The 25284-nt window shown below is 71.0% G+C and carries 20 protein-coding genes; 15 read left to right on the top strand and 5 right to left on the bottom strand.

The features are described from left to right. Positions 1-3: 3 nt before the first annotated feature. The 5 genes from J1792_RS30915 to J1792_RS30895 all read right to left on the bottom strand — a co-directional run bounded on the left by J1792_RS30915 (position 4) and on the right by J1792_RS30895 (position 6034). Entirely contained in the window at positions 4-1206 is a 1203-nt protein-coding gene (locus J1792_RS30915; RefSeq protein ID WP_207248702.1) for a hypothetical protein, read from the bottom strand. Between the two features lie 160 nt (positions 1207-1366). Then, a complete protein-coding gene (locus tag J1792_RS30910; protein ID WP_086571304.1) occupies positions 1367-2731 on the bottom strand; it encodes an XrtP-associated glycosyltransferase in 1365 nt (454 codons plus the stop codon). A 197-nt stretch (positions 2732-2928) separates the two neighbouring features. After that, positions 2929-4059: a non-hydrolyzing UDP-N-acetylglucosamine 2-epimerase gene (gene wecB, locus J1792_RS30905; protein ID WP_207248653.1), complete on the bottom strand. Its 1131-nt coding sequence runs from the start codon at positions 4057-4059 to the stop codon at positions 2929-2931. A gap of 126 nt (positions 4060-4185) precedes the next feature. Further along, positions 4186-4935 (bottom strand): response regulator transcription factor, encoded by a 750-nt coding sequence (locus J1792_RS30900; protein WP_207248652.1) that lies wholly within the window; start codon positions 4933-4935, stop codon positions 4186-4188. Positions 4936-4960: 25 nt separating this feature from the next. Beyond that, positions 4961-6034 (bottom strand): sensor histidine kinase, encoded by a 1074-nt coding sequence (locus tag J1792_RS30895; RefSeq protein WP_242646823.1) that lies wholly within the window; start codon positions 6032-6034, stop codon positions 4961-4963. Positions 6035-6177: 143 nt separating this feature from the next. On the opposite strand from J1792_RS30895, the gene folC reads away from it, so the two are divergent. The 15 genes from folC (at position 6178) to J1792_RS30820 (ending at position 25132) form a co-directional block, all read left to right on the top strand. Then, entirely contained in the window at positions 6178-7725 is a 1548-nt protein-coding gene (gene folC / locus J1792_RS30890) for a bifunctional tetrahydrofolate synthase/dihydrofolate synthase (RefSeq protein ID WP_207248651.1), read from the top strand. A 1-nt stretch (position 7726) separates the two neighbouring features. After that, positions 7727-8074 (top strand): DUF4233 domain-containing protein, encoded by a 348-nt coding sequence (locus J1792_RS30885; protein ID WP_086575478.1) that lies wholly within the window; start codon positions 7727-7729, stop codon positions 8072-8074. Positions 8075-8154: 80 nt separating this feature from the next. Continuing rightward, a complete protein-coding gene (gene ndk / locus J1792_RS30880; protein ID WP_086575476.1) occupies positions 8155-8568 on the top strand; it encodes a nucleoside-diphosphate kinase in 414 nt (137 codons plus the stop codon). 285 nt (positions 8569-8853) lie between these two features. Continuing rightward, entirely contained in the window at positions 8854-9873 is a 1020-nt protein-coding gene (locus J1792_RS30875; protein ID WP_004950903.1) for a rod shape-determining protein, read from the top strand. Positions 9874-9998: 125 nt separating this feature from the next. Continuing rightward, entirely contained in the window at positions 9999-10931 is a 933-nt protein-coding gene (gene mreC, locus J1792_RS30870; protein ID WP_207248650.1) for a rod shape-determining protein MreC, read from the top strand. 3 nt (positions 10932-10934) lie between these two features. Next, positions 10935-11639, top strand: coding sequence for a rod shape-determining protein MreD (gene mreD, locus J1792_RS30865; protein ID WP_086568911.1), 705 nt, complete (start codon positions 10935-10937; stop codon positions 11637-11639). Next, the gene (mrdA, locus tag J1792_RS30860; RefSeq protein ID WP_086568912.1) at positions 11636-13855 is read left to right on the top strand and encodes a penicillin-binding protein 2; all 2220 of its coding nucleotides are present in this window, start codon (positions 11636-11638) and stop codon (positions 13853-13855) included. Before mreD ends, mrdA begins: the two co-directional genes overlap by 4 nt. Next, a complete protein-coding gene (rodA, locus tag J1792_RS30855) occupies positions 13852-15051 on the top strand; it encodes a rod shape-determining protein RodA (RefSeq protein WP_086568914.1) in 1200 nt (399 codons plus the stop codon). The genes mrdA and rodA overlap by 4 nt, the downstream gene beginning before the upstream one ends. Positions 15052-15146: 95 nt before the next feature. Continuing rightward, entirely contained in the window at positions 15147-16682 is a 1536-nt protein-coding gene (locus tag J1792_RS30850) for a CYTH and CHAD domain-containing protein (RefSeq protein WP_207248649.1), read from the top strand. A gap of 110 nt (positions 16683-16792) precedes the next feature. Beyond that, positions 16793-18730 carry a TIGR03960 family B12-binding radical SAM protein gene (locus tag J1792_RS30845; protein WP_086568916.1) on the top strand — a complete coding sequence of 646 codons (1938 nt, stop codon included), beginning with the start codon at positions 16793-16795 and terminating at the stop codon, positions 18728-18730. A 625-nt stretch (positions 18731-19355) separates the two neighbouring features. Next, positions 19356-20804 (top strand): ice-binding family protein, encoded by a 1449-nt coding sequence (locus J1792_RS30840; protein WP_207248648.1) that lies wholly within the window; start codon positions 19356-19358, stop codon positions 20802-20804. A 563-nt stretch (positions 20805-21367) separates the two neighbouring features. After that, entirely contained in the window at positions 21368-22024 is a 657-nt protein-coding gene (locus J1792_RS30835) for a hypothetical protein (RefSeq protein ID WP_207248647.1), read from the top strand. A gap of 186 nt (positions 22025-22210) precedes the next feature. Beyond that, positions 22211-22969, top strand: a complete 759-nt coding sequence (locus J1792_RS30830) for a DUF5819 family protein (protein ID WP_242646822.1) — start codon at positions 22211-22213, stop codon at positions 22967-22969. A gap of 136 nt (positions 22970-23105) precedes the next feature. Beyond that, positions 23106-24116 (top strand): HTTM domain-containing protein, encoded by a 1011-nt coding sequence (locus J1792_RS30825; protein WP_242646940.1) that lies wholly within the window; start codon positions 23106-23108, stop codon positions 24114-24116. Between the two features lie 236 nt (positions 24117-24352). Next, complete coding sequence (locus J1792_RS30820; RefSeq protein ID WP_207248646.1) at positions 24353-25132, top strand: TIGR03936 family radical SAM-associated protein; 780 nt, start codon at positions 24353-24355, stop codon at positions 25130-25132. Positions 25133-25284: the final 152 nt, after the last annotated feature.

Genomic DNA, 25284 nt, shown 5'->3' with positions numbered 1-25284 from the left:
GGGCTAGCGCGCCCAGGGTCTTTCACGGCCCGGGTGCGCCCACGGCCTCGTACGTCCCGGATCCCACATGGGGCCCCACGGCCCCTCCACAGGCTCCTCGTCCCCCCGGTCGAGGGGCCTGTGCTGGTTCCGGTCCCGGCGGTCGCGTACGGGTGCGAAGAGCACGTAGGCCGTCGACACCACCACGAACCCCAGCCGGATCAGGCCCTTGGCCGACTCGTCCGGCACGGCGAACACGCTGCCGTAGAGCACCATCAGCGCGATCCAGCTCCACCACGGCACCAGCCGCCGCTGGCCGCACACGTCCCACAGCAGCGTGCCCAGCAGCACGGAGGCGGTGTAGTAGGTGTAGACGCTGGGGTCGAGGACGATCCGGGCGTTGGCGCCCAGCAGCACCACCGCCGCCCATCTGCCGCGCCAGACGGCGATCGCGCCGAGGCCCAGGCCCAGCGCGGCCTGGGCGGGCCGGGCCCAGTTCGGGGTCTCGGGGTCGTTGGCGCCCAGCCAGCGCAGGGCGGACGCCGGGTTGTTGGGGATGGTGAACTTCGCCGCGGCGAACGAGTGCGGGTCGACGACGAAGAACGGCAGCCACGCCACCGCCACCAGGCCCACGCACCACAGGCCCGCGCGCAGCCACCGCTCCTTGGGCAGGGCCAGCAGCAGCGGCAGGAACGCCAGCGCGGTGGGCTTGGAGTCCAGGGCCAGGGCCATGCAGATGCCGGTGCCCGCCGCGTTGCAGCGCGTGAGGCAGTACACCGCGAGGGCGGTGAAGAACAGCGCGAGAACGTCGTCCAGATGGGCGAAGCGGACCGAGACCTCGATCCACATGGGGATGAAGGCCAGGCCCGCGACGAGCACCCGCTGCCGCAGCCGCTGGTGGTTGGTGCCGGTGCCCAGGAAGTGGCGGGCGGCGCTGCGTCCGGCGAGGACCAGGATCACCAGGCCCAGGCCCGACATGAACGCCTCGGCCAGCACCTGCCCGACCTCGGCCGGGAAGGGGTTGAACAGCCCCGCCACCAGGAAGCTGATGGGGCCCATCTGCAGCTCGGGGTGGCGGGCGTAGAGGTTGAGCCCGCCGTCGCCCGAGGAGCCGCCCTCGTAGATCAGCTCACCGCCGGTGCGCAGGTAGTGCCAGGAGAAGCCGCCGCTGGGCTCCACGACGATGAACCAGAGCACTGCCCACGCGGTGAGCAGCAGCAAGTGCATCCGCGAGCTGAGTTCCGGTATTCGCACAACGCTCCGTTCCGCCACCCGGAACCGTTCCGGGCATAAATATCACCGGCGGTCAGATGGCGGAACGGTACGTGAAGTTGCCTCGTCGGCCGATTCTGTGACCGAACTCATGGCATGAACCGGTGATGGGGGCTCAGGCCTCGATGGCCACGGGGCCCGACTCCACGCGCTCGGCGTTGCGCCGGGTCTTGGCCCAGCCGTTGCGGCCGCGCAGCATCCGCGCGAAGCCGCGCGCGGACGCCGGGAAGAGGTGGTACGCGTACAGCCACAGTGCCAGCCCCCACAGCAGGGCGGTCAGCAGCGACCGGTCGGACGCGCGGTCGCGGCGGTAGACCGGGCCCCAGAGTACGAACGGCGTCACGGACACCACGGCCAGCGCCAGCACCAGCGGCCACAGCTCCAGCATGCCGCCGAAGGCCTCGTCCACGCCGTCCTGAGCGGCCGTCAGGCCGAGCAGCGCGAACATCACGGCGCACAGCGCGAGCGTGACCAGGTGGGCCACCGGCTGCAGGAAGGTGTAGAGGGTCTCCAGCACGCCCTTGCCGCCGTAGTGGCGGGAGGAGACGATGCGCGGCGCGTAGCGGACGCACTGCAGGTTGCCCTGCGCCCAGCGGGTGCGCTGGGTCAGGAAGCGGCGGCCGTGCGGCAGGCCCTCCTGGGAGACCCAGGTGTCGGCTATGTGGGTTATCCGGTCGCCGGTGAGGGTCATGTGCAGGCCCAGCTCGTAGTCCTCCAGCAGCGCGCCGCGCTGCCAGGGGCGGCGCTCGGCGGCGGCGATGCGGTCGAGCGAGGCCAGCCGGGTGAACTGGCCGTTGCCGCCGAGGCCCACGGAGCCGGTGCGGCCGCGCAGCAGCTGCATGCCGGCGTTGGAGACGGAGAACTCCATGTCCTGCATGCGCACCAGGAGGCGGGCGAAGGCGTTGGCGATCCGTCCGCGGCCGGGCAGCGGGCGCGGGTCGTCGGTGTTGCGCATCCGGACGCTGACCTGCACGCCGCCGGTCTCCGGGTCGCCGAAGCCCTGCGGGCCGGAGACCCGGGCCAGGGCGTGGGGGTCGAGCTGTCCGTCGGCGTCGATGACGCACACCACGGCGCGCTCGCGGTCGACGTCCTTGGACAGGAACTGGTTCAGCTCGTCGTACGCGGCGTTCAGGGCCGCGCCCTTGCCCTGGCGGGCGTGGGGGCGGTGGCGGCGGACGAGGTGGACGCGGCGGTCCTCCTCGGCCAGCGCGGCGACGATCGCGCCGGTGCGGTCGTCGCTGTCGTCGTCGATGACCCACACATGGGCGCCCGGGTGGTCGGCGCGCAGCCGGCTCACGGTGGTGCCGACCACGGCCTCCTCGTCCCGGCAGGGGACGAAGAAGTGCCAGTCGAAGGCGTGCGGGTCGCCGTCCTCGACGGCGGGGCGGCGCAGGTAGGCATGGCGCGCGCCCGCCCAGTAGAGCAGGAAGCACAGCAGGAGGAAGAAGGGGAAGGCGAGGAGGAAGGGGCTGGAGAACATGCGGGCTAATGGCTCCGGGTGGGTTTGCGGGGGCGGTCGTTGCGTGTGCGGCGCGGAAGGGGCCCCGGTCCCGCCCTTTCACCGTTTCTTGTCCTCAAGCGCCGGACGGGCTGGAATCCGAAGCCGTCCGGCGCTTGAGGACCGGGGGTACGGGGCGGAGCCCCGGTTACGGGAAGGGCGGGGCTGGGAAGGAACCCTTACGCGGCGGCGGCCAGCTCCGCCGGCGCGCCGATCGCCGTCAGCAGCGCCACGATGCGGTCCGACGCCAGGCCGTCCCCGAAGGGGCTCGGCAGGGCGGCCAGGCGCTCCAGTTCCTGCGCGCCGGAAGCCAGCCGGCGGCGTGCGGCCGCGCCGATGGCGGCGCCCGGCTCGACCAGGTCCGCGAAGTCGGCCATGGCCTCCGGCCGCTCCGTGGAGCGGCGGACGACCACCAGCGGGCGGCCCAGGACCGTGCACTCCTCCTGGATGCCGCCGGAGTCCGACACCAGCAGCGCCGAGTGGCGGGCCAGCGCGAGGAACTCGGAGTAGCCCAGGGGCGCGGTCACCGTGAGCGGGGCCAGCAGGTCCGTGAGGCCGGCGGCCTCCACGCGGGCCCGGGTGCGCGGGTGCAGCGGCAGCACGACCGGGCGGTCGGCGGTGGCGAGGGCGCCCAGCTCGCGCAGGATCGCCCGCAGCGCCTCGGCCGAGTCGGTGTTCTCGGGCCGGTGCACGGTGGCCAGGACATAGCCGTCGGCCACAAGACCCTGCCGGGCCAGGAGCGCCGCGCGCTCCCGCTCGCCGGGCAGCTGGTTGCGTACGGCCTCGACGACGGTGTTGCCGGTGACGGCGATGCGGGCGTCGGCGACACCCTCGGCGAGCAGGTTCGCCCGGTTGTCCTCGGTGGCGGCGCACAACACGTCGGCGACGCGGTCGATCAGGACCCGGTTGTGCTCCTCGGGCATGGCGCGGTCGTGGCTGCGCAGGCCGGCCTCGACGTGCACCAGGGGGATGCCGCGGGCGTTGGCGGCCAGGGCACCCGCGAGAGCGGCGTTGGTGTCGCCCTGCACGACGACGGCCAGCGGCGGCTCGGCGGTGAAGAGCGCGTCGAGCTGGGCGAGGGCGGCGGATATCTGCACCGCGCGCGGACGACCGCCGACGCCGGTCAGGAAGGTCGGCTCCGGCAGGCCCAGCTCGGTCAGGAAGCGGCCCGACAGCTCCTCGTCGTAGTGCTGTCCCGTGTGCACCAGGTGGGCCGCCGGGCCCAGCAGGCGCACGAGGTCGGTGAGCTTGACGAGCTCGGGGCGGGTACCGAGGACGACGGCGACACTCCGCGGGGGCAGGGGCTGCACGAGGGACTCCTGAGCTGGCGTGTGGGGACAGCACCAGAGCCTGCGGTTCCTCGGTTGCCCTTCCGGGGGGACTTCGGTTGCCGGACGGTTGCGACCGGATGATCGGTGACCTAGGTCCCGGCCGGGTCAGGGACCTTCGCCCCCTCCTCCGCCCCCTCCCGCGCCCCCGTGCTCCCCGCCCGCCGGCCCGTCCGGCGCGCGGTAGCGGTAGCCCAGGCCGCGCACGGCCTCCAGCGGGTCGGCGGCCTCGTCCCCGGCGGCCTGGCGCAGCTTGCGCCGCAGCCGCAGCACCGCGAACTTCACCCGCTCCCGGCCCGTGCCCTCCGGGTCGTCCCACACCCGGTCGAGCAACTGCTCGGTGGTGATCACCCGGCCCCGGTTGCGGACGAGCACCTGCAGCAGCCGGTACTCGATGTCGCTGAGCCGCGCCTCGTGCCCCTGCCACACCGCCGAGCGCCGCTCGGGCACCAGCCGCAGCCCGTCCCCGCCGAACGAGTCGCCCGCCCAGCGGGTCGGCGCGCTGCGCCGCAGCAGGGCCTCGACCCGGGCCAGCAGCTCGTCGTTGCCGAACGGCTTGGGCAGATAGTCGTCCGCGCCGGCGCGCAGGCCGCGCACGCGGTCGCTCTCGGCGCCGCGGGCCGTGAGCAGCAGCACGGGCAGGTCGCTCATGTCCCGGGTGCGCTCGAGCACCTCCCAGCCGTCGAGGCCGGGCAGCCCGATGTCCAGGAGCAGCAGGCCCGGCCGCTCGGCGAACAGCAGCCGCAGGGCCTCGCGGCCGTCGTCGGCGTGGGCCACCTCGTAGCCGGCGCGGGTGAGCAGCACGCGCAGGGCGAGGCCGAGGTCGGGGTCGTCCTCCACGACGAGGATGCGGGTCATGCGTCCTCCGGGGCGGGGGTACGGATCATGCGCCCTCCCGGGCCGGGTTGCCGGTCACACGTCCTCCCGGCCGGTGGGCGGCGGCCCCGCGATCGGCAGCCGGACGCGGAAGACGGCCCCTTCCCCTCCCGGCCCCCGCCGAGATGGCGCCGCCGTGCTGCTCGACGACGCTGCGCCCGATGGCCAGGCCCAGCCCCGTCCCGGGGTAGCCGCCGGAGCGGGCGTTGGACGCCCGGACGAAGCCGGTGAAGATCTCGTGGCGGGCCTCCTCGGGGATGCCGATGCCGGTGTCGGCCACCTCGATGTCCCAGTAGGGGCCGCGGGGGGCGGCCGTGACGGTGATGTCGCCGCCGGGCGGGGTGAACTTCGCGGCGTTCTCCAGCAGGTTGCCCAGCACATGCCGCAGCCGGTGCCCGTCGCCGCGCAGCGCGGGGCCGCTCGCGCAGTCCAGCACGGCGAACAGGCCCGCCCGCTCGATCGCCCCCATCTGGTCCATGACGGCGTCCTGCAGCATGCGCGGTACGTCCACGGGAGCGAACTCCAGCTCGGGCCCGGAGGCCCGCAGGCGGGTGGTCAGCAGCAGGTCGGAGATCACCCGCTGCATCCGCCCGGCGTTGCGCCGGATGGCGTCGAGGAAGGAGGCCTGCTCGGCGGTGAGGGTGCCGAAGGCCGGGTCCGCCAGCAGCTCGCCGAAGCTGCTGATGGAGGTGAGCGGGGTGCGCAGCTCGTGGGAGGCGGCGGCGGTGAAGGTGTTGCGCTGCCGGGCCAGCTCCGTCAGCGCCCGGTTGTCGCGCTCCAGGTCGCGCTCGCGTCGCTTGGCGTCGCTGATGTCCGTGAACATCCACAGGGCGCCCAGGTACGCGCCGTTCCTGCGCAGCGGCTCGACCACCCGCCGGACGACGCGCCCGTCCTCGAGCCGGATCTCGGCCACCCGGTGGACGTGCCGGCCGGGGGAGAGGCCGGCCCCGCCGTCCGTGCCGAACATGGCGGTGAACCTCCGGTTGACCGCCAGCACCTCGTCGGACGGGCTCTGCAGCACCGCGCCGGCGGGCAGCGCCTCCAGGACCGCCTGGAGCCGGTCCCGGTCCTCGGACCCCATGACTCTCACCTGCCGAACGCCCGTCGGAAACACACTCAACGGATCTTTCGGAAAAACCGTATGCCAAAGCGGATGCGAGCGCTCCCGATGCTCCGGCGGGTGCCCCGGCCCTCCGCGCGCCCCCGGTCCGTAGACTGGGCGCCGTGAGCGAGCGCCCCCTGAACGACGACAACGGCGATATCGAACCCGGCGAATCCGGCGAAACCGGTCCGGCCGACCGGTTCGAGGACATCGTCGAAGCCGAGACCGACCGCGACCCCGACCTGGCCGTGATCGAGGCCGGAAGCCGCACCCTGCGCACCCAGGGCGGCCCCCCGCAGGGCGACGGCGTACCCGCCCGCCCGGAGGACCCCGAGGTGGACCGGGCGCTGCGCGAGGTGGAGACCGAGCTCGCGGGCCGCTGGGGCGAGACCAAGCTGGACCCCTCGCTGGTCCGCGTGGAAGCCCTGATGGACATCCTGGGCCAGCCGCAGCGCGCGTACCCCTCGATCCACATCACCGGCACCAACGGCAAGACCAGCACCGCCCGCATGATCGAGGCCCTCCTGGCCGCCTTCGACCTGCGCACCGGCCGCTACACCAGCCCCCACGTCCAGTCCGTCACCGAGCGCATCAGCCTGGACGGCGCTCCGATCGCCGCCGAGCGCTTCATCGAGACCTACCGCGACATCGAGCCGTACGTCCGGATGGTCGACGAGCGCGAGGAGCACCGCCTCTCCTTCTTCGAGGTCCTCACGGGCATGGCCTACGCGGCCTTCGCCGACGCCCCCGTCGACGTCGCCGTCGTCGAGGTCGGCATGGGCGGCACCTGGGACGCCACCAACGTCATCGACGGCTCCGTCGCCGTCGTCACCCCCATCTCGCTCGACCACACCGACCGGCTCGGCTCCACCCCCGGCGACATCGCCCGCGAGAAGGCCGGGATCATCAAGTCCGGCGCCACCGTCGTGCTCGCCCAGCAGCCGGTGGACGCGGCCCAGGTGCTGCTCAAGCACTCCGTCGACGTCGACGCCACGGTCGCCCGCGAGGGCATGGAGTTCGGCGTCACCGCCCGCGAGGTCGCCGTCGGCGGCCAGCTGCTGACCCTGCGCGGCCTCGGCGGCGACTACGAGGAGCTCTTCCTCCCCCTCTACGGCGCCCACCAGGCGCACAACGCCGCCGTCGCGCTCGCCGCCGTCGAGGCGTTCTTCGGCATCGGCTCGCAGCACGCCCGCACGCTCGACATCGACACCGTCCGCCGCGCCTTCGCCTCCGTCACCTCGCCGGGCCGGCTCGAGGTCGTGCGCCGCAGCCCCACGGTCGTCCTGGACGCCGCGCACAACCCGGCGGGCGCCGCCGTCACCGCCGACGGCATCACCGAGGCCTTCGGCTTCAGCCGCCTCATCGGCGTCGTCGGCACCAGCGCCGACAAGGACGTGCGCGGCCTGCTGGAGGCCTTCGAGCCGATCTTCGCCGAGGTCGTCGTCACCCGGAACTCCACCCCGCGCGCCATGGACGTCGACGAGCTGGCGGCGCTGGCCGTCGAGGTCTTCGGCTCCGAGCGCGTGCAGGTCGAGCCGCGCCTGGACGACGCCCTCGAGGCCGCGATCACCCTCGCGGAGGAGGAGAGCGAGTACTCCGGCGCCGGCGTCCTGGTGACCGGTTCGGTGATCACGGTCGGCGAGGCCCGGCTGCTGCTCGGAAGGGGCTGACATGCGGACGCTGTGCGCGAGCACTCTGATCGGTGAATTCTTCGTCATCGGCTTCGCCGGCCTGGTGGCGATGCAGACCTCGGACCTGTCCACGGGCACGGTCTGGGCCGTCAGCGGCACCGCGATGGTGCTGAGCGTGCTGCTGTGCGGGATGCTCACCCGGCCGGGCGGCGTCCAGCTGGGCTGGGCGCTGCAGATCGGGCTGATCGCCAGCGGCCTGGTCGTCCCGACGATGTTCATCCTCGGCGCGGTCTTCGCCGGCCTGTGGTGGGCCTCGGTCCACTTCGGCCGCAAGGTCGACGAGGCGAAGGCACGCTTCGCGGCGGCCGCTGCGGCGGACGCCGCGTAGTCCGGTTGTGGGTGGGCGAGGGCGTCCCTGTACCCTTCGCCCCACCGCATCCGATTGCCTGCCCGCAAGGAGCCGTACGTATGAGCCAGCGCACCCTCGTCCTTCTCAAGCCTGACGCGATCCGCCGTGGGTTGATCGGCGAGATCATCGGCCGCATCGAGCGGAAGGCCGGCTGGACGATCGGCGCGCTGGAGCTGCGCACCCTGGACCGCGCCACGCTGGAGCAGCACTACGCCGAGCACGTCGGCCGTGAGTTCTACGAGCCGCTGATGGGCTTCATGTCCTCCGGCCCGGTCGTGGCCCTGGTCGTCGAGGGCGAGCGCGTCATCGAGGGCGTCCGGGCGCTGGCGGGTCCGACCGACCCCATCTCGGCCGCTCCCGGCTCCATCCGTGGTGACTTCGGCACCATCACGCGCGAGAACCTCATCCACGCCTCGGACTCCGAGGAGTCCGCACAGCGGGAAATCAAGATTTTCTTTCCCGGCCTTGCCTGATAGCGGACCAGGGGAACATCTATTCTGATCAGGGGCGACCGATTTCTTTTCGGTCGCCCTCTGGCATATGCCGCACCGAAGGAGGGAACCTCTCACTCCGACACGACGTCACCATTACTGGGGGCGGCTCGTGTTCCGCCGACAATGGCGGAGGAACCCTCGCGCCACGTTCGAGTGGGCGAGACTACGATGAAGCTCCGCGCCCCGCAGCGCACCACACCTGCCGACCTCGAGTAAGCATTCGCTCAAACTGGGAAGGCCAGACGTATCCTCATGGGGAACAACATGTCGTTCATCGGCCGTGACATGGCTGTCGACCTCGGGACCGCCAACACGCTGGTGTACGTCAGAGGCCGCGGGATCGTCCTCAACGAGCCGTCAGTCGTCGCGATCAATACCAACACCGGCGGCATCCTCGCGGTCGGGGCGGAAGCCAAGAAGATGATCGGCCGGACCCCCGGCAACATCGTCGCGGTACGCCCCCTCAAGGACGGCGTCATCGCCGACTTCGAGATCACCGAGCGGATGCTCCGCTACTTCATCCTCAAAATCCACAAGCGCCGCTGGATGGCCCGTCCGCGCGTCGTCGTCTGCGTGCCCTCCGGTATCACAGGGGTCGAGCGGCGTGCGGTGATCGAGGCCTCCACCCAGGCCGGCGCCCGGCAGGTGCACATCATCGAGGAGCCCATGGCCGCGGCCATCGGCTCGGGCCTGCCCGTCCACGAGGCGACCGGCAACATGGTCGTCGACATCGGCGGCGGCACCACCGAGGTCGCCGTGATCTCCCTCGGCGGCATCGTCACCGCGCAGTCCATCCGGGTCGCCGGCGACGAGCTCGACAACGCGATCATCCAGCACATCAAGAAGGAGTACTCCCTCCTGCTGGGCGAGCGCACCGCCGAACAAATCAAGATCACCATCGGTTCGGCCTACGACCTCGAGCAGGACGAGCACACCGAGATCCGCGGTCGTGACCTCGTCAGCGGCCTGCCCAAGACCGTCGTCATCTCGGCCGCCGAGGTCCGCAAGGCCATCGAGGAGCCCGTCAACTCCATCGTGGACGCGGTCAAGACCACCCTCGACAAGTGCCCGCCGGAGCTCTCCGGTGACGTGATGGACCGCGGGATCGTTCTCACCGGCGGCGGCGCTCTTCTGCGCGGCCTCGACGAGCGGCTGCGCCGCGAGACCGGCATGCCGATCCACATCGCCGAGGACCCGCTGGACTCCGTCGCCCTGGGGTCCGGCAAGTGCGTGGAGGAGTTCGAGGCCCTCCAGCAGGTGCTGGACGCCCAGCCCCGCCGGTAGGGCGCACGCCCCCGGCTCCCGGCGCGCCGATGGCGCCGGAACAACCTGATATACAGGCAGAACGCTTCCGATGACCGCCCGGTCCCGCAGCCGGGCGGTCCCACGAGAAGGGCCCGCCGCCGCACGTGAGGGACACACGAGAGAGCCGGCTGCTGCTGGTGCTGCTGATCGCGATCGCCTTCGCGCTGATCACGGTCGACATCCGTGGCGGTGAACAGTCCCCGCTCGACGGCGCCCGGCACGCGGCCGCCTCCGTCTTCGGCCCGGTGGAGGAGGGCGTCGCCGACGCCGTCGACCCGTTCGGCGACGCCATCGCGGCCGTACGGGACTCGGGCGACCGCAGCAGCCGGATCTCCGAGCTCGAGCGCGAGAACACCGCCCTCAAGCAACGGCTGGGCAGCAGCGACCGCAACCGCGGCCGGCTGCGCGAGCTGGACGCCATGCTCAAGACGGCGGGCCGGGGCCAGTACGGCATCAAGGGCGCCCAGGTCATCGCCATAGGAGCCGCGCAGGGCTTCTCATGGACCGTCACCATCGACGTCGGCGCCAACGACGGCATCAAGCGCGACATGACCGTGCTCAACGGCGACGGCCTCGTCGGACGCGTCACCACGGTCGGCCCCTCCACCGCCACCGTCCTGCTCGCCAGCGACCCCAAGTTCACCGTCGGCACCCGCATGGAGAAGACCGGCGAGATCGGCTTCGCCGGCGGTCAGGGCGACCGGCTGCTGCGCGTCGAACTCCTCAACGGCAAGGCCGTCGTCCATGAGGGCGACCGCCTGGTCACCTTCGGCTCCAGCAAGGACAAGCCCTTCGTCGCCGGCGTTCCCGTCGGCGAGGTCACCCGCGTCGAGCCCGCCGGCGGCGGCCTGACCCGCACCCTGCAGGTCCGCCCCTTCGTCGGCTTCAGCAAGCTCGACCTCGTCGGCGTCGTCGTCGAGGCGCCGCGCGAGGACCCGCGCGACACCGTCCTGCCGCCCAAACCCGAGGCTCCCAAGCCCACCCCCACCGTGACCGTCACCGTCACCCCCTCCCCGAGCGCCAAACCCCAGGACTGACCGATGCGCCTGAACCGGATCCTGCTCTCGGCCGTACTCGTGATGGTGGCCCTCGTGGTGCAGGTGAGCGTCTTCGCCCGCCTCCACCTCCCCGGCGCCGTCCCCGACCTGCTGCTGCTCGTCGTCGTCGGCCTCGGCCTGGTCTACGGCCATACCGCCGGCGCCCTCATCGGCTTCGGTGCGGGCCTGCTGGCCGACATCGCCCCGCCCGCCGACCACGCCACCGGGCGCTACGCCCTCGTGCTGTGCCTGATCGGCTATCTGGTGGGCCTGGCCCGTCCGGACAACGGCCAGCTGCGCTCGGCCACGGTGCCCATGCTGGCGGTCGTCGGCGCGGCCGTAGCCTCCACGCTGCTGTACGCGGGCGTCGGCTCCCTCGCCGGCGACACCGCGGCCCGCCATGTGGGCCTGACCGGGCTGGTGTCCACCGCGGCGCTGTACGACCTGTTGCTGGCGCCCTTCACGGTGCCGCTGATCATGGCGATCGCCCGGCGCACGGTCGCCGACCCGCTCACCGGTGACGGCACGGCCGTCGCGGCCGGCGGCGACGGCGCGTACAAGCGCGGGTCCGGCGGCTTCCGGATGGGCCGGATGAGCCGCCCGAAGCGCAGAAGCCGCCTGGGCGTCCGGACGAGCCGGATGGGCGCCCAGCGCACCGGCCTGATGCCCAGGCCCGCGAAGCGGATCAAGGGGGTCAAGCGGCTGTGAGCAACCTCCCGGAGACCGGGCGGACCTCGCGCATCACCATCCGGCTGGTCGTCATCCAGATCCTCGTCTTCTCGCTGCTGCTCACCCTCGGCGGGCGGCTGTGGTACCTGCAGATCCGCAACGGCGACCAGTACACCGCCGAAGCCGCCGACAACCACATCCAGCAGGTCGTCGCCCCCGCCACCCGCGGCTCGATCCTCGACGCCCGCGGCGTGCCGCTCGCCGACAACGAGACCCGCCTGGTGGTCTCCGCCAGCCGCACCGACCTGATGAAGATGAAGGACAAGGGCCGGGCCGTCCTGGCCCGCCTGGCCGGCGTCCTGGGCCTCAAGCCGGAGGAGGTCGCCGCCAAGGTCCGGCTGTGCGACGCCAGGACCCCCAAGCCCTGCTGGGCCGGCTCGCCCTACCAGCCCATCCCCATCACCGACGAGGCCACCACCCAGCAGGCGCTGCAGATCCGCGAGCGCCAGGAGGACTTCCCCGGCATCACGGCCGAGCCCACGGCCGTACGCCGCTACGCCGGCCCGGGCGGCTCCAACACCGCCCAGGTCCTCGGCTATCTCTCGCCCGTCACCGACGAGGAGATCGCCAAGGCCAAGAACGGCCGCTCCCCGCTGCTGCGCTCCGACCAGATCGGCCGCTCGGGGCTCGAGCGGCAGTACGACACCGAGCTGCGCGGCAAGGCCGGCGTCACCCGCTACGAGGTCGACAACCTCGGCCGCGTCATCGGCAAGGCCAAGAGCGACAAGGCCGTCCCCGGTGCCAACATCGTCACCAGCATCGACGCCCGGGTGCAGGCCATAGCGGAACGCGAGCTGGACCAGGCGATGAAGGACGCCCGCAAGGAGATCGACCGCAACACCGGCGTCCCCTACAAGGCCGACTCCGGCGCCGTCGTGGTGCTGGAGTCCAAGACCGGCCGCGTCGTCTCCATGGCCTCCAACCCCACCTACGACCCCAACGCCTGGGTGGGCGGCATCTCGGCCAAGGACTACCAGGACCTCACCGGCAAGGACTCCGACTACCCGCTGCTCAACCGCGCCATCCAGGGCCAGGCCGCCCCGGGCTCCATCTTCAAGGTCATCTCCACCACGGCGGCGGTCAACGCCGGGTACGACTTCAACGGCAGCTACAACTGCTCCAGCGCGTACAACATCGGCGGACAGGTCTTCAAGAACTTCGAGTCCAAGGGCTACGGGCCCATCAACCTCGGGCGGGCGCTGGAGGTCTCCTGCGACACCGTCTTCTACGACCTGGCCTACCGCCAGTGGCAGAAGGACGGCGGCAACAAGCCCAAGCACCCCGGCGACTGGTTCTACAAGACCGCCCACCAGTTCGGTCTCGGCAAGGAGACCGGCATCGACCTGCCCAACGAGGTCCGCGGCCGCGTCCCCGACCGCCAGTGGAAGAAGTCGTACTGGGAGGCCAACAAGGACGTCTGGTGCAAGCAGGGCGGCAAGGACGACAGCTACGCCGGGAAGATCGCCAAGGAGAACTGCGAGTCGGGCATGCGGATGCGCGCCGGTGACTCCGTCAACTACTCCATCGGCCAGGGCGACACCCTCGTCACCCCCATCCAGATGGCCACCATCTACGCCGCCATCAGCAACGGCGGCACCCTCTACAACCCCACCGTCGGCAAGGCCGTGATCAGCCCCGACGGCCGGAGCGTCCACGAGATCAAGCCCGCCTCCCACGGCAAACTGCCGTTCGACTCCAGGACGCGGGACCAGATCGACGCCGCCCTCGCCGGCGTCGCCACCCGGGGTACCGCCGCCTGGCGGTTCGAGGGCTGGCCGCAGAAGGAGATCCCCATGCACGCCAAGACCGGCACCGCCGAGGTCTACGGCAAGCAGACCACCTCGTGGATCGCCACCTACACCGCCGACTACACGATCATCATGACGATCTCCCAGGGCGGCACCGGCTCCGGCGCCTCCGGCCCCGCCGTCCGCAAGATCTACAACGCCCTCTACGGCGCCGACGACAAGGGCAAGATCGACGCGAAGAGGGCCCTGCTCCCGCACCCCGAGAGCAAGCTGCCCACCATCGAGAAGGACGGCACCATCGAGGCCCAGCCCATCGCCTCGCCCACGCCCACCCCCTCGGCCTCCGCCTCCGACGGCTCCTCGGCCCCGCCCTCGGACGCGCCGGCCTCGGACGCCCCGGCCTCGCCGGAGCAGTCCCCGTCCCGGAAGGAGGACGACGACCGGTGAGCACCGCCGGCGGCTACCCCGTACGCCGCTTCACCCCCGAGCGCGGCACCTGGTCCCGCCTCACCGCCCGCGACTCCGTCCTGCGCCGCCTGGACTGGGTCATGCTGCTCGCCGCCCTCGCCCTGTCCGGCATCGGCACCCTGCTCGTGTACTCCGCCACCCGCAACCGCACCGAGCTCAACCAGGGCGACCCGTACTACTTCCTGCTGCGCAACATCCTCAACACCGGCATCGGCCTCGCCCTGGCCCTCGGCGCGGTCTGGGTCGGCCACCGGGCGCTGCGCGGCGCCGTGCCGATCCTCTACGGCATCTCCGTGCTCTTCATCCTCGCCGTGCTCACCCCGCTCGGCGCCACCATCAACGGCGCCCGCTCCTGGATCCAGCTCGGCGGCGGCTTCTCCATCCAGCCCTCCGAGTTCACGAAGATCACCATCATCCTGGGCATGGCCATGCTGCTGGCCGGCAAGGTCGACGCCGGCGACCGGCGCCAGCCCGACCACCGCACCGTCATGGAGGCCCTCGGCCTCGCCGCCCTGCCCATCGTGATCATCCTGCTGATGCCCGACCTCGGCTCGGTCATGGTCCTGGTGGTCATCGTGCTCGCCGTGCTGCTGGCCTCCGGCGCCTCCAACCGCTGGATCGCGGGCCTCATCGGAACGGGCGTCATCGGCTGCGTCCTGGTCTGGCAGCTCGGCGTCCTCGACGAGTACCAGATCAACCGCTTCGCCGCCTTCGCCAACCCCGCCCTCGACCCCGCCGGCGTCGGCTACAACACCAACCAGGCCCGCATCGCCATCGGCTCCGGCGGCCTCATGGGCTCCGGCCTCTTCCACGGCTCCCAGACCACCGGCCAGTTCGTGCCCGAACAGCAGACCGACTTCATCTTCACCGTGGCCGGCGAGGAACTCGGCTTCGTCGGCGCCGGCGCCATCATCTTCCTGATGGGCGTCGTCCTGTGGCGCGCCTGCCGCATCGCCCGCGAGACCACCGAGCTCTACGGCACCATCGTGGCCGCCGGGATCATCGCCTGGTTCGCCTTCCAGAGCTTCGAGAACATCGGCATGACGCTCGGGATCATGCCCGTCACCGGCCTCCCGCTGCCCTTCGTCTCCTACGGAGGATCGTCGATGTTCGCGGCCTGGATAGCGGTCGGACTCCTCCAGTCGATCAAGGTCCAGCGCCCGATGTCCGCCTAGCCCCGGCGGCGGATGTCCGCCTGGCCCCGGGGCCAGGCGACCAGGTCCCGAAAGCGACCTGGTCCGCCCGCCCTCCGCGCACTAGATTCGGCTTCATGGCGGACACCGTGAGGGAGATCGAGCGGAAGTACGAAGCCGGAGCCGGCGCCGGCGGCACGCCCCCGCTCCCCGACCTGAGCGCGGCCGCGCCCGTCGCGAGCGTCACCGACCGGGGCACGGCCGAACTCGACGCCGTCTACTACGACACCGCCGACCACCGCCTCGCCGCGGCCGGCATCACCCTCCGCCGCCGCACCGGCGGAACCGACGCCGGCTGGCACGTCAAACTGCCGGTCGCCCCCGGCATACGGGACGAAGTCCGCGCCCCCCTCTCCAACGGCGTCCCCCGCACACTCGCCGCCCTCGTCCGCTCCCGCACCCGCGGCGCCCCCCTGACACCGCTGATCCGCATCGTCTCCCGCCGCGAGGTGCGGCACCTGCTCGACGACCACGGCACGCTGCTCGCCGAGGCCAGCACCGACGACGTCACGGCCACCCTGATCACCGGCGCCGGAGGCACCGCCTCCTGGACCGAGGTCGAGGTCGAACTCGCCCCCGACGGCGACCCCGCCCTCCTCGACGCCCTCGAGCCCCACCTGCGCGCGGCCGGCCTGCGCCCCTCCAAGGCACCGAGCAAACTCGCCCGGGCACTGAAGGAGACGGGGGCGGGCGCCCCCGCGCCCGCCCCCAAGAGGCCCTCCCGGAAGGCCTGCGCCGGCGACCACGTCCTCGCCTTCCTCCGCGAACAGGCCGAAGCCGTCGCCGCCCTCGACCCCGGCGCCCGCCGCGGCACCGAGGACGCCGTCCACCAGATGCGCGTCGCCACCCGCCGGCTGCGCAGCGCCTTCCGTACGTACCGCAAGGTCCTCGACCGCCGTGTCACCGACCCCGTCGGCGAGGAGCTCAAGTGGCTGGCCGCCGAACTCGGCGTCGACCGCGACCGCGAAGTCCTCGCCGAACGACTGAACGCGCGCCTCGACGAGGTGCCGCCCGACCTCGTGCACGGCCCCGTCCACGCCCGGCTGCGCACCTGGTCCGGCGACGGCCGCACCGGCTCCCGCCGCCACCTGACCGCCGTCCTCGACGGCAAGCGCTACCTGCGCCTCCTCGACACCCTCACCGCCCTCCTCGCCGACCCGCCCCTGCGCCCCGCCGCCGACCACCCGGCCCGCCAGGTCCTGGCCAAGGCCGTGCTCTCCGACTACGCGCGCCTCGCCGGCCGCGTCGAGCACGCCCTGAGCACCGAAGCCGGCCACGACCGGGACGTCGCCCTGCACGACGCCCGCAAGGCGGCCAAGCGCGCCCGGTACGGCGCGGAGGCGGCCACGGCCGCGCTGGGCAAGGACGCCAAGCGCTTCGCCAAGCGGATGAAGGCGGTCCAGTCGCTGCTGGGCGAGCACCAGGACAGCGTCATGGCCCGCGACGCCCTGCGCGCCATCGCCGCCGACGCGGAGGCGGCGGGGGAGTCCGCGTTCACCTTCGGGGTGCTCCACGGCCGCGAGGAACAGTGCGCGGAACGCTACGAACGGGAGTTCCCGGCCCTGTGGGCGAAGGCGTCGGACGCGCGGTGGCGGAAGGGGCTGGAGGCGTGAGCGGCCATTTCCCGGGCCCGTGGGGATAGGCAAGATCGCGTACGAGGGACGATTCGCGGCACGTTACGCTTGAGAGTCGCCCTTTGCCCGCTCACGAAGGTTCGCCCCAGATGACTGCCGAATCGGTCTTCCCACAGCTCGAGGCCCTGCTCCCGCATGTGCAGAAGCCCATCCAGTACGTCGGCGGAGAGCTGAACTCCACCGTCAAGCCCTGGGACGAGTGCGACGTCCGCTGGTGTCTGATGTACCCGGACGCCTATGAGGTCGGGCTGCCCAACCAGGGCGTCATGATCCTGTACGAGGTCCTCAACGAGCGCGAGGGCGTCCTTGCCGAGCGCACGTACAGCGTGTGGCCGGACCTCGAGGAGCTCATGCGTGAGCACAAGGTGCCGCAGTTCACGGTGGACGCGCACAGGCCCGTCAAGGCCTTCGACGTCTTCGGCCTGAGCTTCTCCACCGAGCTGGGCTACACCAACATGCTCACCGCCCTGGACCTCGCCGGCATCCCGATGGAGTCCAAGGACCGCACCATCGACGACCCGATCGTCCTGGCCGGCGGTCACGCGGCGTTCAACCCCGAGCCCATCGCGGACTTCATCGACTGCGCCGTGATCGGCGACGGCGAGCAGGCCGTCCTGGAGATGACCGAGATCATCCGGGCGTGGAAGGCCGAGGGCCGTCCCGGCGGTCGTGACGAGGTGCTGCTGCGCCTGGCGAAGACCGGCGGCGTGTACGTCCCGCGCTTCTACGACGTCGAGTACCTGCCCGACGGCCGGATCGGCCGTGTCGTGCCCAACCGCTCCGGCGTGCCGTGGCGCGTGTCCAAGCACACCGTCATGGACCTCGACGAGTGGCCCTACCCGAAGCAGCCGCTGGTCCCGCTCGCGGAGACCGTTCACGAGCGGATGTCGGTGGAGATCTTCCGCGGTTGCACGCGCGGTTGCCGTTTCTGCCAGGCCGGCATGATCACGCGCCCCGTGCGGGAGCGAAGCATCACCGGCATCGGCGAGATGGTGGACAAGGGTCTGAAGGCCACCGGCTTCGAGGAGGTCGGCCTGCTGTCGCTGTCCTCCGCGGACCACACCGAGATCGGTGACATCGCCAAGGGCCTGGCCGACCGGTACGAAGAGGACAAGATCGGTCTGTCCCTGCCCTCGACCCGTGTCGACGCGTTCAACGTCGATCTCGCGAACGAGCTGACCCGTAACGGCCGCCGTTCCGGTCTGACGTTCGCCCCCGAGGGCGGCTCCGAGCGCATGCGCAAGGTCATCAACAAGATGGTCTCGGAAGAGGACCTCATCCGGACCGTCTCCACGGCGTACGGCAACGGCTGGCGCCAGGTGAAGCTGTACTTCATGTGCGGCCTGCCGACCGAGACCGACGAGGACGTGCTGCAGATCGGCGACATGGCGGTCAACGTGATCGCCAAGGGCCGTGAGGTGTCGAAGTCCAACGACATCCGCTGCACCGTCTCCATCGGCGGCTTCGTGCCCAAGCCGCACACCCCCTTCCAGTGGGCGCCGCAGCTCTCCGCCGAGGAGACCGACGCCCGCCTGGAGAAGCTGCGCGACAAGATCCGCGGCGACAAGAAGTACGGGCGTTCCATCGGCTTCCGCTACCACGACGGCAAGCCCGGCATCATCGAGGGCCTGCTCTCGCGCGGCGACCGCCGCGTGGGCGCGGTCATCCGGGCGGTCTACGAGGACGGCGGCCGTTTCGACGGCTGGCGCGAGCACTTCAGCTACGACCGATGGATGAAGTGCGCCGAGCAGACGCTGCCCGAGCAGGGCGTGGACGTCGCCTGGTACACGACGCGCGAGCGGACGTACGAGGAGGTCCTGCCCTGGGACCACCTGGACTCCGGTCTGGACAAGGACTGGCTCTGGGAGGACTGGCAGGACGCGCTCGACGAGACCGAGGTCGAGGACTGCCGCTGGACGCCGTGCTTCGACTGTGGCGTCTGCCCGCAGATGGACACCTCGATCCAGATCGGCCCGACGGGCAAGAAGCTGCTGCCGCTGAGTGTCGTCAAGCCTGTGACCAGCTGAAACAGCTGCTGATACGAGCGGTGCGGCGCCGTCGCGGCGCCGCCGGGATCCCGGCAGAGGCCGGCGGGAATCGGCAGCCGAGCGGGATGTAACCGGCCGGGAGCGGGGCGCGATCAGCGACGCCCTCGGTAAATGCACGGCCCTCATGCGGCCCGTCGCCATCAGGCGGCGGGCCGCAATGCGTTTGAAGCGGGAGGTGCGGGCGCCGGAGCGCCCTGCGCCGGAAGCCCAAGCGCTGCGGCGGGTGAGGTTCATCGCGGGGGCGGTGAACAGGCGCTGGAAGGCGGGTCCTGGGCAGGCCTCGGCAACGGGACTGGCGCAGGCCGAATGCGCGGATGCCTTGGGAAACCCCAGTAATGATGTCGCCCCTGCGAGCCCATTTCTGTAAAACCGGGATAACCGATTTATCGCGGAAGACCACCCGAATGTTCCATCTTTTGTGACGGCATGACCCCTCACGGATCACTATCCTGCCTTTGGAACATTCAGTGCGCATAATCTCCGCCCAGGACAGTATAGGGTAATCGCATTTTCTGTCGTTCGGAATTCTGCGCATTCGGAGGTCAGTGCTCATGGCCGCCTGAAATCAGTTCTACCGAACCCTTCGAAGGAGGTGGGCGCCTCGATGAAATCGGACGTCTTTACCGTTTCTTATTGGCGCGGATCCACGGCGTGGATGGCCGCCGTCTTCACGCTGGTGCTCGTTGCCGCAGGGATGGCGCTGATGCCGACCCGCGCGAGCGCGATCGGCGTAGCCCCCAATCTCGGTACGGCAGACAGCTACGCGGTCCTGGGCGGCCAGAGCGTCACCAATACCGGCCCCTCCACGATCAATGGGGACCTCGGTGTGAGCCCGGGGTCCTCGGTGACCGGATTCCCTCCCGGCACGGTGAACGGAACCATTCACGCCGCAGACGCGCAAGCGGCGCAGGCGCAGAGCGATCTGACCATCGCGTACGACTTCGCCGCCGGTCAGGCGCCTGATGCCACCCTCACCTCCCCCGGAGATCTCGGCGGCATGACGTTGAACCCGGGGGTCTACAAAGCAGCGTCGTCGATCAATATCACGGGCACGCTCACGCTCGACGCCCATGGCGACCCCAACGCGGTCTGGATCTTCCAGATCGGATCGACGCTGGAGACGGCCTCCAGCAGCTCGGTGTCCCTCATCAACGGCGCACAGCCGTGCAATGTCTTCTGGCAGGTGGGCAGTTCCGCCACGATCGGGACCGACTCCAGCTTCGTCGGCACGATCATGGCCCTGACATCGATCACGGTCGACACCGGGGCGACCATCGACGGCCGCGCGCTCGCCCGCAATGGGTCGACCACGTTGGACACCAACACCATCACCCGGGAATCGTGTGCGGCCGGCACGGGCGGCGTGATCGCCGGCACGACGGGTGGGGTCACAGGCGTGACCACGGAGGGAACCGGCGGCGCGATCGCCGGTCCGGCGACCGGAGGCATGACCACTGGCGGCCCGACCACTGGCGGCCCGACGACTGGCGGCCCGACGACTGGCGGCCCGACGACCGGGGGTCCGACCGGCGGCCCGACGACCGGAGGCAACGGAGGCCCGGCTGGTCCGATCATCGGAGGTCTGCTCGGAGGCATGCTCACCGGCGGTACGAGCGGCGGCCCGGGCGGCGGCGGCCCGGGTGGGGGCGGTCCGGGTGGGGGCGGTGACCATCACCACGGTGACCACCACCACGGTGAGCACCACCACCACGGTGAGGACCATGACCACGGTCGGGACCACGACCACGGTGAGGATCACGACCACGGTGAGGATCACGACCACGGTCGGGACCATGACCACGGTCGGGATCACGACCACGGTCGGGATCACGACCACGGTGAGGGCCGTCACCATGGCGAGGACCACGACCACGGTCAGGGGCACAACTACCAGTGCGGTCGCTGCGACCACGAGCGCGGCCACGACCGGCAGTCCGGGTCCTGTGACCGTCGGGACGACGGTGAGCACGGGCGCGGCGGGCACGGTGGATGCGGCCGCGAATGCGATCGGCACCACTCCGAGTGCGAGGACCACGGACGTCGCAGCCGATGACGTCGTGGGAGTCCGTATGAGGTAGCCCGCCATGGCGCGGTCCGCGTAGCTCGCGGGCCGCGCCCGGCGGGCGGACCGCACGGCGTGCTTCCTGACGACAGACGACAATTTTCTGCCTCCCCGGGCGACGTGCACCACGCCCGGGGCGGACGCCGACAGGGCCTGGGGCGGCGCGTGACGAATGGACCGAATCCATGAGTCCACCACGCGATCCCACCCGAAAGTTTCCGTGAGCGACGTTTCTCCTGGAAAATCACTCGGATGCTCCACCCCTTTGTGAGGTTCCGGTTTCTCCAACCGTGTCTACTATTCCCTGGGCTTATTCGAAGCGCGTGGTCTCCGTTCGGGAGAGCTGAAAGACAACGGTTTCTGTCCGGCATGGAATTCCTTATGTGCTTCCAGCACAAGCGCTTCAGGCCGCCTGTACAGGATTCACCGAACCCTTGAAGGAGTTGGGCACCTCGATGAAATCGAACGTTCCTTCCGCGCCTCATCGGCGCAGATTCACCGCTTGGGCCGCAGCGGGCCTCACGGTGGTACTCGGCGCCACGGGGGTGGCGCTGATGCCGAGCAGCGCGAATGCGATCGACGGCATTCCGGCGGTCCTCCCGGGCACCAGTCTCACCCTGGGACTGACATCGGGAGGCGTCCTCGGGCTGACGGGCGGCCATTTCGGCCTTCTTGCCGGTCCGACCGTCGGGGGCCTCCTCATCCCCAGGAGCACCGCCACGGTGACCGGCGGCTCGGGCATGAGCACCACGGGCGGCGGCTCCGGTGGGTACGGGCAGCACGGTCACAGGTGCGACCGCTGCGACCACGACCGTTGCGGTCATGGTCGTGGTCACGACCACGACCGGGACTACGGGTCGTGTGACCGTGGCCACGACGGCGGTTACGGGCACGGCGGCCACGACGGTGGTTACGGCCACGACGGCGGTTACGGGCACGGCGGCCACGACGGCGGTTACGGCCACGACGGCGGTTACGGGCACGGCGGCCACGACGGTGGTTACGGCCACGACGGCGGGTACGGGCACGGCGGGCACGACGGTGGTTACGGCCACGACGGTGGGTACGGGCACGGCGGGCACGACGGTGGTTACGGCCACGACGGTGGGTACGGGCACGGCGGCCACGACGGTGGTTACGGGCACGGCGGACACCACTCCGAGTGCGGGCACCACTCCGAGTGCGGGCACCACGGCCAACACGGTCGGTGAAGTCACAGGCATCCGCTTTCGGCAGCCTGTGAGGGCGCGGTCTCGCGCAGTTCGCAGACCGCGCCAGGCGGGCGGAACCGCACGACGTATTTCCTGACGCCCCGGGCGACCTCCACCGCGCCCGGGGCGGACGGGCGGACCGTTGCGGTCGGCGGGCTCCGCGGGCCAAACGATAAAGAGGACGGGATGAACAGCACCGACTACAACCGCGCGGGGAACGGCAGCGTGCCGGTAAAGGATGAAGAGTCGGCTCCGAAGCTGCCCATAACCGCTACCGGACCCGGCGCGTCGGACGTGGAGGAAACCGGTGGTGAAGGGCCGGCCTCGCCCGTGCCGACGTCGCGACCGGCGGGGTTGTTGATCGCCTTCGCGGTCGCCGCGTGCGTCGCGACGGCCATCGTGCACGTGTCCATGGTGTTCCTGTCCGTCGCACCCCCCAACATCGTCTCCCAGCGGTACGAGGGGAGGATCAGCACGTGGGTCTATCCCTACTTCGAACAGAACTGGCGGCTGTTCGCCCCCGACCCGGAGGGCGCTCGGCGGACGGTCCTGGCGCGCACTGCGACGACGTCGCCCGATGGCACCCGGCAGGTGAGCGGCTGGAGCGATCTGAGCGCCATCGACGCCTCTGCCGTGCGGCACAACGCCTTCCCCAGCCACGTCAACCAGAACATGCTGCGGCGGGCCTGGTCCGCCTACCTGGACTCGCACGGGACCAGTGACGAGTCCGACTCGGACCGGGCCAGGATCATCCAGAGATATCTGCTCAACATCGCCGCGCAACGCGCGGCCCGCGACCACCGTTCCTTCGACGCGATCCAGCTGCGCGTCGTCACCACCCCGATCGCGTCGCCGGTACGCAAGGCCGACGGCAGCCGCCTCCCGCAACCCCGCTCCGAATCCAGGTCTCTCCCGTGGTGGCAGGTGACGTCCCATGACAACTGACCGGACGACCGGCGTCGGCTCCCGGCCGGACAGCCCGCCGCCGAGCGCCGCGCCTCGGCACCCCGACCCTGTGACCAGGGCATTCACCTTCCTGACCGAACGAGCGGTCTCACTCCACGCGGCGGCAGTGTTGCGCATGGGGTATGGGCTTCTGTATCTGGTCTTCCTGCTGCGTGAGTTCCCCCACCGGGACGAGATCTGGGGACCCGGCTCGCCCTGGACCCCGGACCTCTCGCGAGAGCTGCTCGGTCAGACCGGCTGGTTCAGCGTTCTGCCCCTCTCCGACCGGCCCGTGTACTTCGAGACCTGCTACGTACTGGCGCTCGTCACGTGCGCGTTGTTCATGGTGGGATGGCGCACCCGGGTGCTGTCCGTGCTGTTCGCCGTCGTGGTGACTTCCTTCCATGGCAGGAACATCTTCATCACGGACGGAGGGGACAACCTCATCGTCCTGATGGCCCTGTACCTCGTGCTCACCGCGTGTGGCCGGCGCTGGTCCCTCGACGCCCGCAGAAAGCGGCTCCGCGCCCGCGCGGACGGGCGCGGAGACCAGCGGTCGAGTTGGCTGCCCGCCCGGCAGCAGGTCGTGTTGGTCCGGGGGCAGCTGAGTGTCCTGCTGCACAACTGCGGGATGTTCGTCATCGCGGCCCAGGTCTGCATCCTGTACGGATGCGCCGGTCTGTACAAGGTGCAGGGAGGCACGTGGCGCGACGGCACCGCGCTGCACTATGTGCTGAATCTCGACCTGTTCCGCCCCTGGCCCGGGCTCTCCCATGTGGCCGACAGCCACCAGCTCCTCATGGCCATCGTCGGATACCTCACCGTGCTGGTCCAGGTGGCCTGCCCGTTCGCCCTGTTCAGCAGGCTCAAGTACGTCGTTCTCGTCCTGCTGATCGGCATGCACGTCGGGATCGCCGTCCTGCTGGGCCTCCCGGTGTTCTCCGGCGCGATGATCATCGCCGACGCCGTGTTCCTGCCCGACGGCTTCTTCCTGTTCCTCCAGCGGACCTGGCGCGCGCGCCTGTCACGGCCCGCTGCCGAGGCGATGGTGCCCAAGGCTCGCACCGGAAGCCTGATCCCGCCGCGGGCCAGTGCTTCTGTGGCGGCTCGCCACGCTCAGGAAAAGGTCCCCGACCAGCAGGAATAGCGGCCCGCGACGAGAGTGCCATCCTGCGCGTCTCTCACGCACGTGAGAGTGGAGGCTGGGTTCGCAAGGCCGCGAGCGGGCACTTCGACCCAGATCGACAAGCGTTCCAACGAGGGCCCTGCCGGATCGGCAGGGCCCTTGTTGCACGTACGCTAGGTAGCAGAACGACCGCACTCACGAGGGACTGAGACAAACTGGGTAAGCGACAGCCCGAAGGCCCGCCGCCCGCACCCGCGGTGCAGCGCATTCGTCTGCGTTACACCAAGCGCGGCCGCCTCCGGTTCACCAGCCACCGCGATTTCCAGCGTGCCTTCGAGCGGGCGCTGCGGCGTGCCGAGGTGCCCATGGCGTACTCGGCGGGCTTCACCCCGCACCCCAAGGTTTCCTACGCCAATGCCGCACCCACCGGCACGGGCAGTGAGGCCGAGTACCTGGAGATCCAGCTCGCCGCGGTGCGCGACCCCGCCGTTCTGCGCACGCTCCTCGACGAGTCGCTGCCGGACGGTCTGGACATCGTCGACGCCGTCGAGGCGCACACCTCCTCCTTCGCCGACCGGCTGCAGGCCTCCGTGTGGGAGCTGCGGCTGGAGGGCGTCGAGCTGGAGGACGCCGAGAAGGCCGTCGCGGCGTTCATGGCGGCGGAGACGGTCGAGGTCCAGCGCCGGACGAAAAACGGGTTGCGGACCTTCGACGCGCGTGGCGCGGTGACCCGACTCGAGGCGCTCGCGGCTCCGGCCGATAGGCCCGGCGACGGTGCCTGTGCGATACTGCGGCTGGTTGTTCGGCATTTGACACCTGCCGTTCGACCCGACGACGTCCTGTCCGGTCTCCGCGTCACGGCCGACCTGGCGCCGCCGGTCCCCGCTGCGGTGACCAGGCTGGCGCAGGGGCTGCTCGACGATGAGACCGGCACGGTGACCGATCCGCTCGCGCCCGACCGCGACGCCGCCCCGGCCGCTTCTACCACGGCCGCCGGGCCGAGTGCCGCGCAGCAGGTGCCGGAAGGTTCCGCGTAAGGACGGCCGTCGACGCGCCGCCGCGCCACCAGGGAGCCACCCGGTCCGGCAGGCGCACTGACCAGGAGACTTTTCGCCGGTGCCGTGACACTCGGACCCGGCGAGCGAGACGACAGCTCCCGTGCGGCGACCGCGCCCCGGACGGCGGTACC

Source organism: Streptomyces triculaminicus (assembly GCF_017349075.1).
GTDB classification, from domain to species: Bacteria; Actinomycetota; Actinomycetes; order Streptomycetales; family Streptomycetaceae; genus Streptomyces; species Streptomyces triculaminicus.
This window is presented reverse-complemented; position numbering and strand designations above follow the sequence as displayed.

What these genes read in the sequence shown, in the direction of transcription:
- mreD (WP_086568911.1), top strand. Translation starts at nt 10,935, where the DNA reads ATGCGCCTGAACCGGATCCTGCTCTCGGCCGTACTCGTGATGGTGGCC.
- J1792_RS30895 (WP_242646823.1), bottom strand. Translation starts at nt 6,034, where the DNA reads ATGGGGTCCGAGGACCGGGACCGGCTCCAGGCGGTCCTGGAGGCGCTG.
- J1792_RS30910 (WP_086571304.1), bottom strand. Translation starts at nt 2,731, where the DNA reads ATGTTCTCCAGCCCCTTCCTCCTCGCCTTCCCCTTCTTCCTCCTGCTG.
- J1792_RS30835 (WP_207248647.1), top strand. Translation starts at nt 21,368, where the DNA reads ATGCCGAGCAGCGCGAATGCGATCGACGGCATTCCGGCGGTCCTCCCG.
- J1792_RS30845 (WP_086568916.1), top strand. Translation starts at nt 16,793, where the DNA reads ATGACTGCCGAATCGGTCTTCCCACAGCTCGAGGCCCTGCTCCCGCAT.
- J1792_RS30850 (WP_207248649.1), top strand. Translation starts at nt 15,147, where the DNA reads ATGGCGGACACCGTGAGGGAGATCGAGCGGAAGTACGAAGCCGGAGCC.
- J1792_RS30830 (WP_242646822.1), top strand. Translation starts at nt 22,211, where the DNA reads ATGAACAGCACCGACTACAACCGCGCGGGGAACGGCAGCGTGCCGGTA.
- J1792_RS30875 (WP_004950903.1), top strand. Translation starts at nt 8,854, where the DNA reads ATGTCGTTCATCGGCCGTGACATGGCTGTCGACCTCGGGACCGCCAAC.
- J1792_RS30885 (WP_086575478.1), top strand. Translation starts at nt 7,727, where the DNA reads ATGCGGACGCTGTGCGCGAGCACTCTGATCGGTGAATTCTTCGTCATC.
- J1792_RS30825 (WP_242646940.1), top strand. Translation starts at nt 23,106, where the DNA reads ATGGGGTATGGGCTTCTGTATCTGGTCTTCCTGCTGCGTGAGTTCCCC.
- J1792_RS30840 (WP_207248648.1), top strand. Translation starts at nt 19,356, where the DNA reads ATGAAATCGGACGTCTTTACCGTTTCTTATTGGCGCGGATCCACGGCG.
- J1792_RS30900 (WP_207248652.1), bottom strand. Translation starts at nt 4,935, where the DNA reads ATGACCCGCATCCTCGTCGTGGAGGACGACCCCGACCTCGGCCTCGCC.
- ndk (WP_086575476.1), top strand. Translation starts at nt 8,155, where the DNA reads ATGAGCCAGCGCACCCTCGTCCTTCTCAAGCCTGACGCGATCCGCCGT.
- J1792_RS30915 (WP_207248702.1), bottom strand. Translation starts at nt 1,206, where the DNA reads ATGCACTTGCTGCTGCTCACCGCGTGGGCAGTGCTCTGGTTCATCGTC.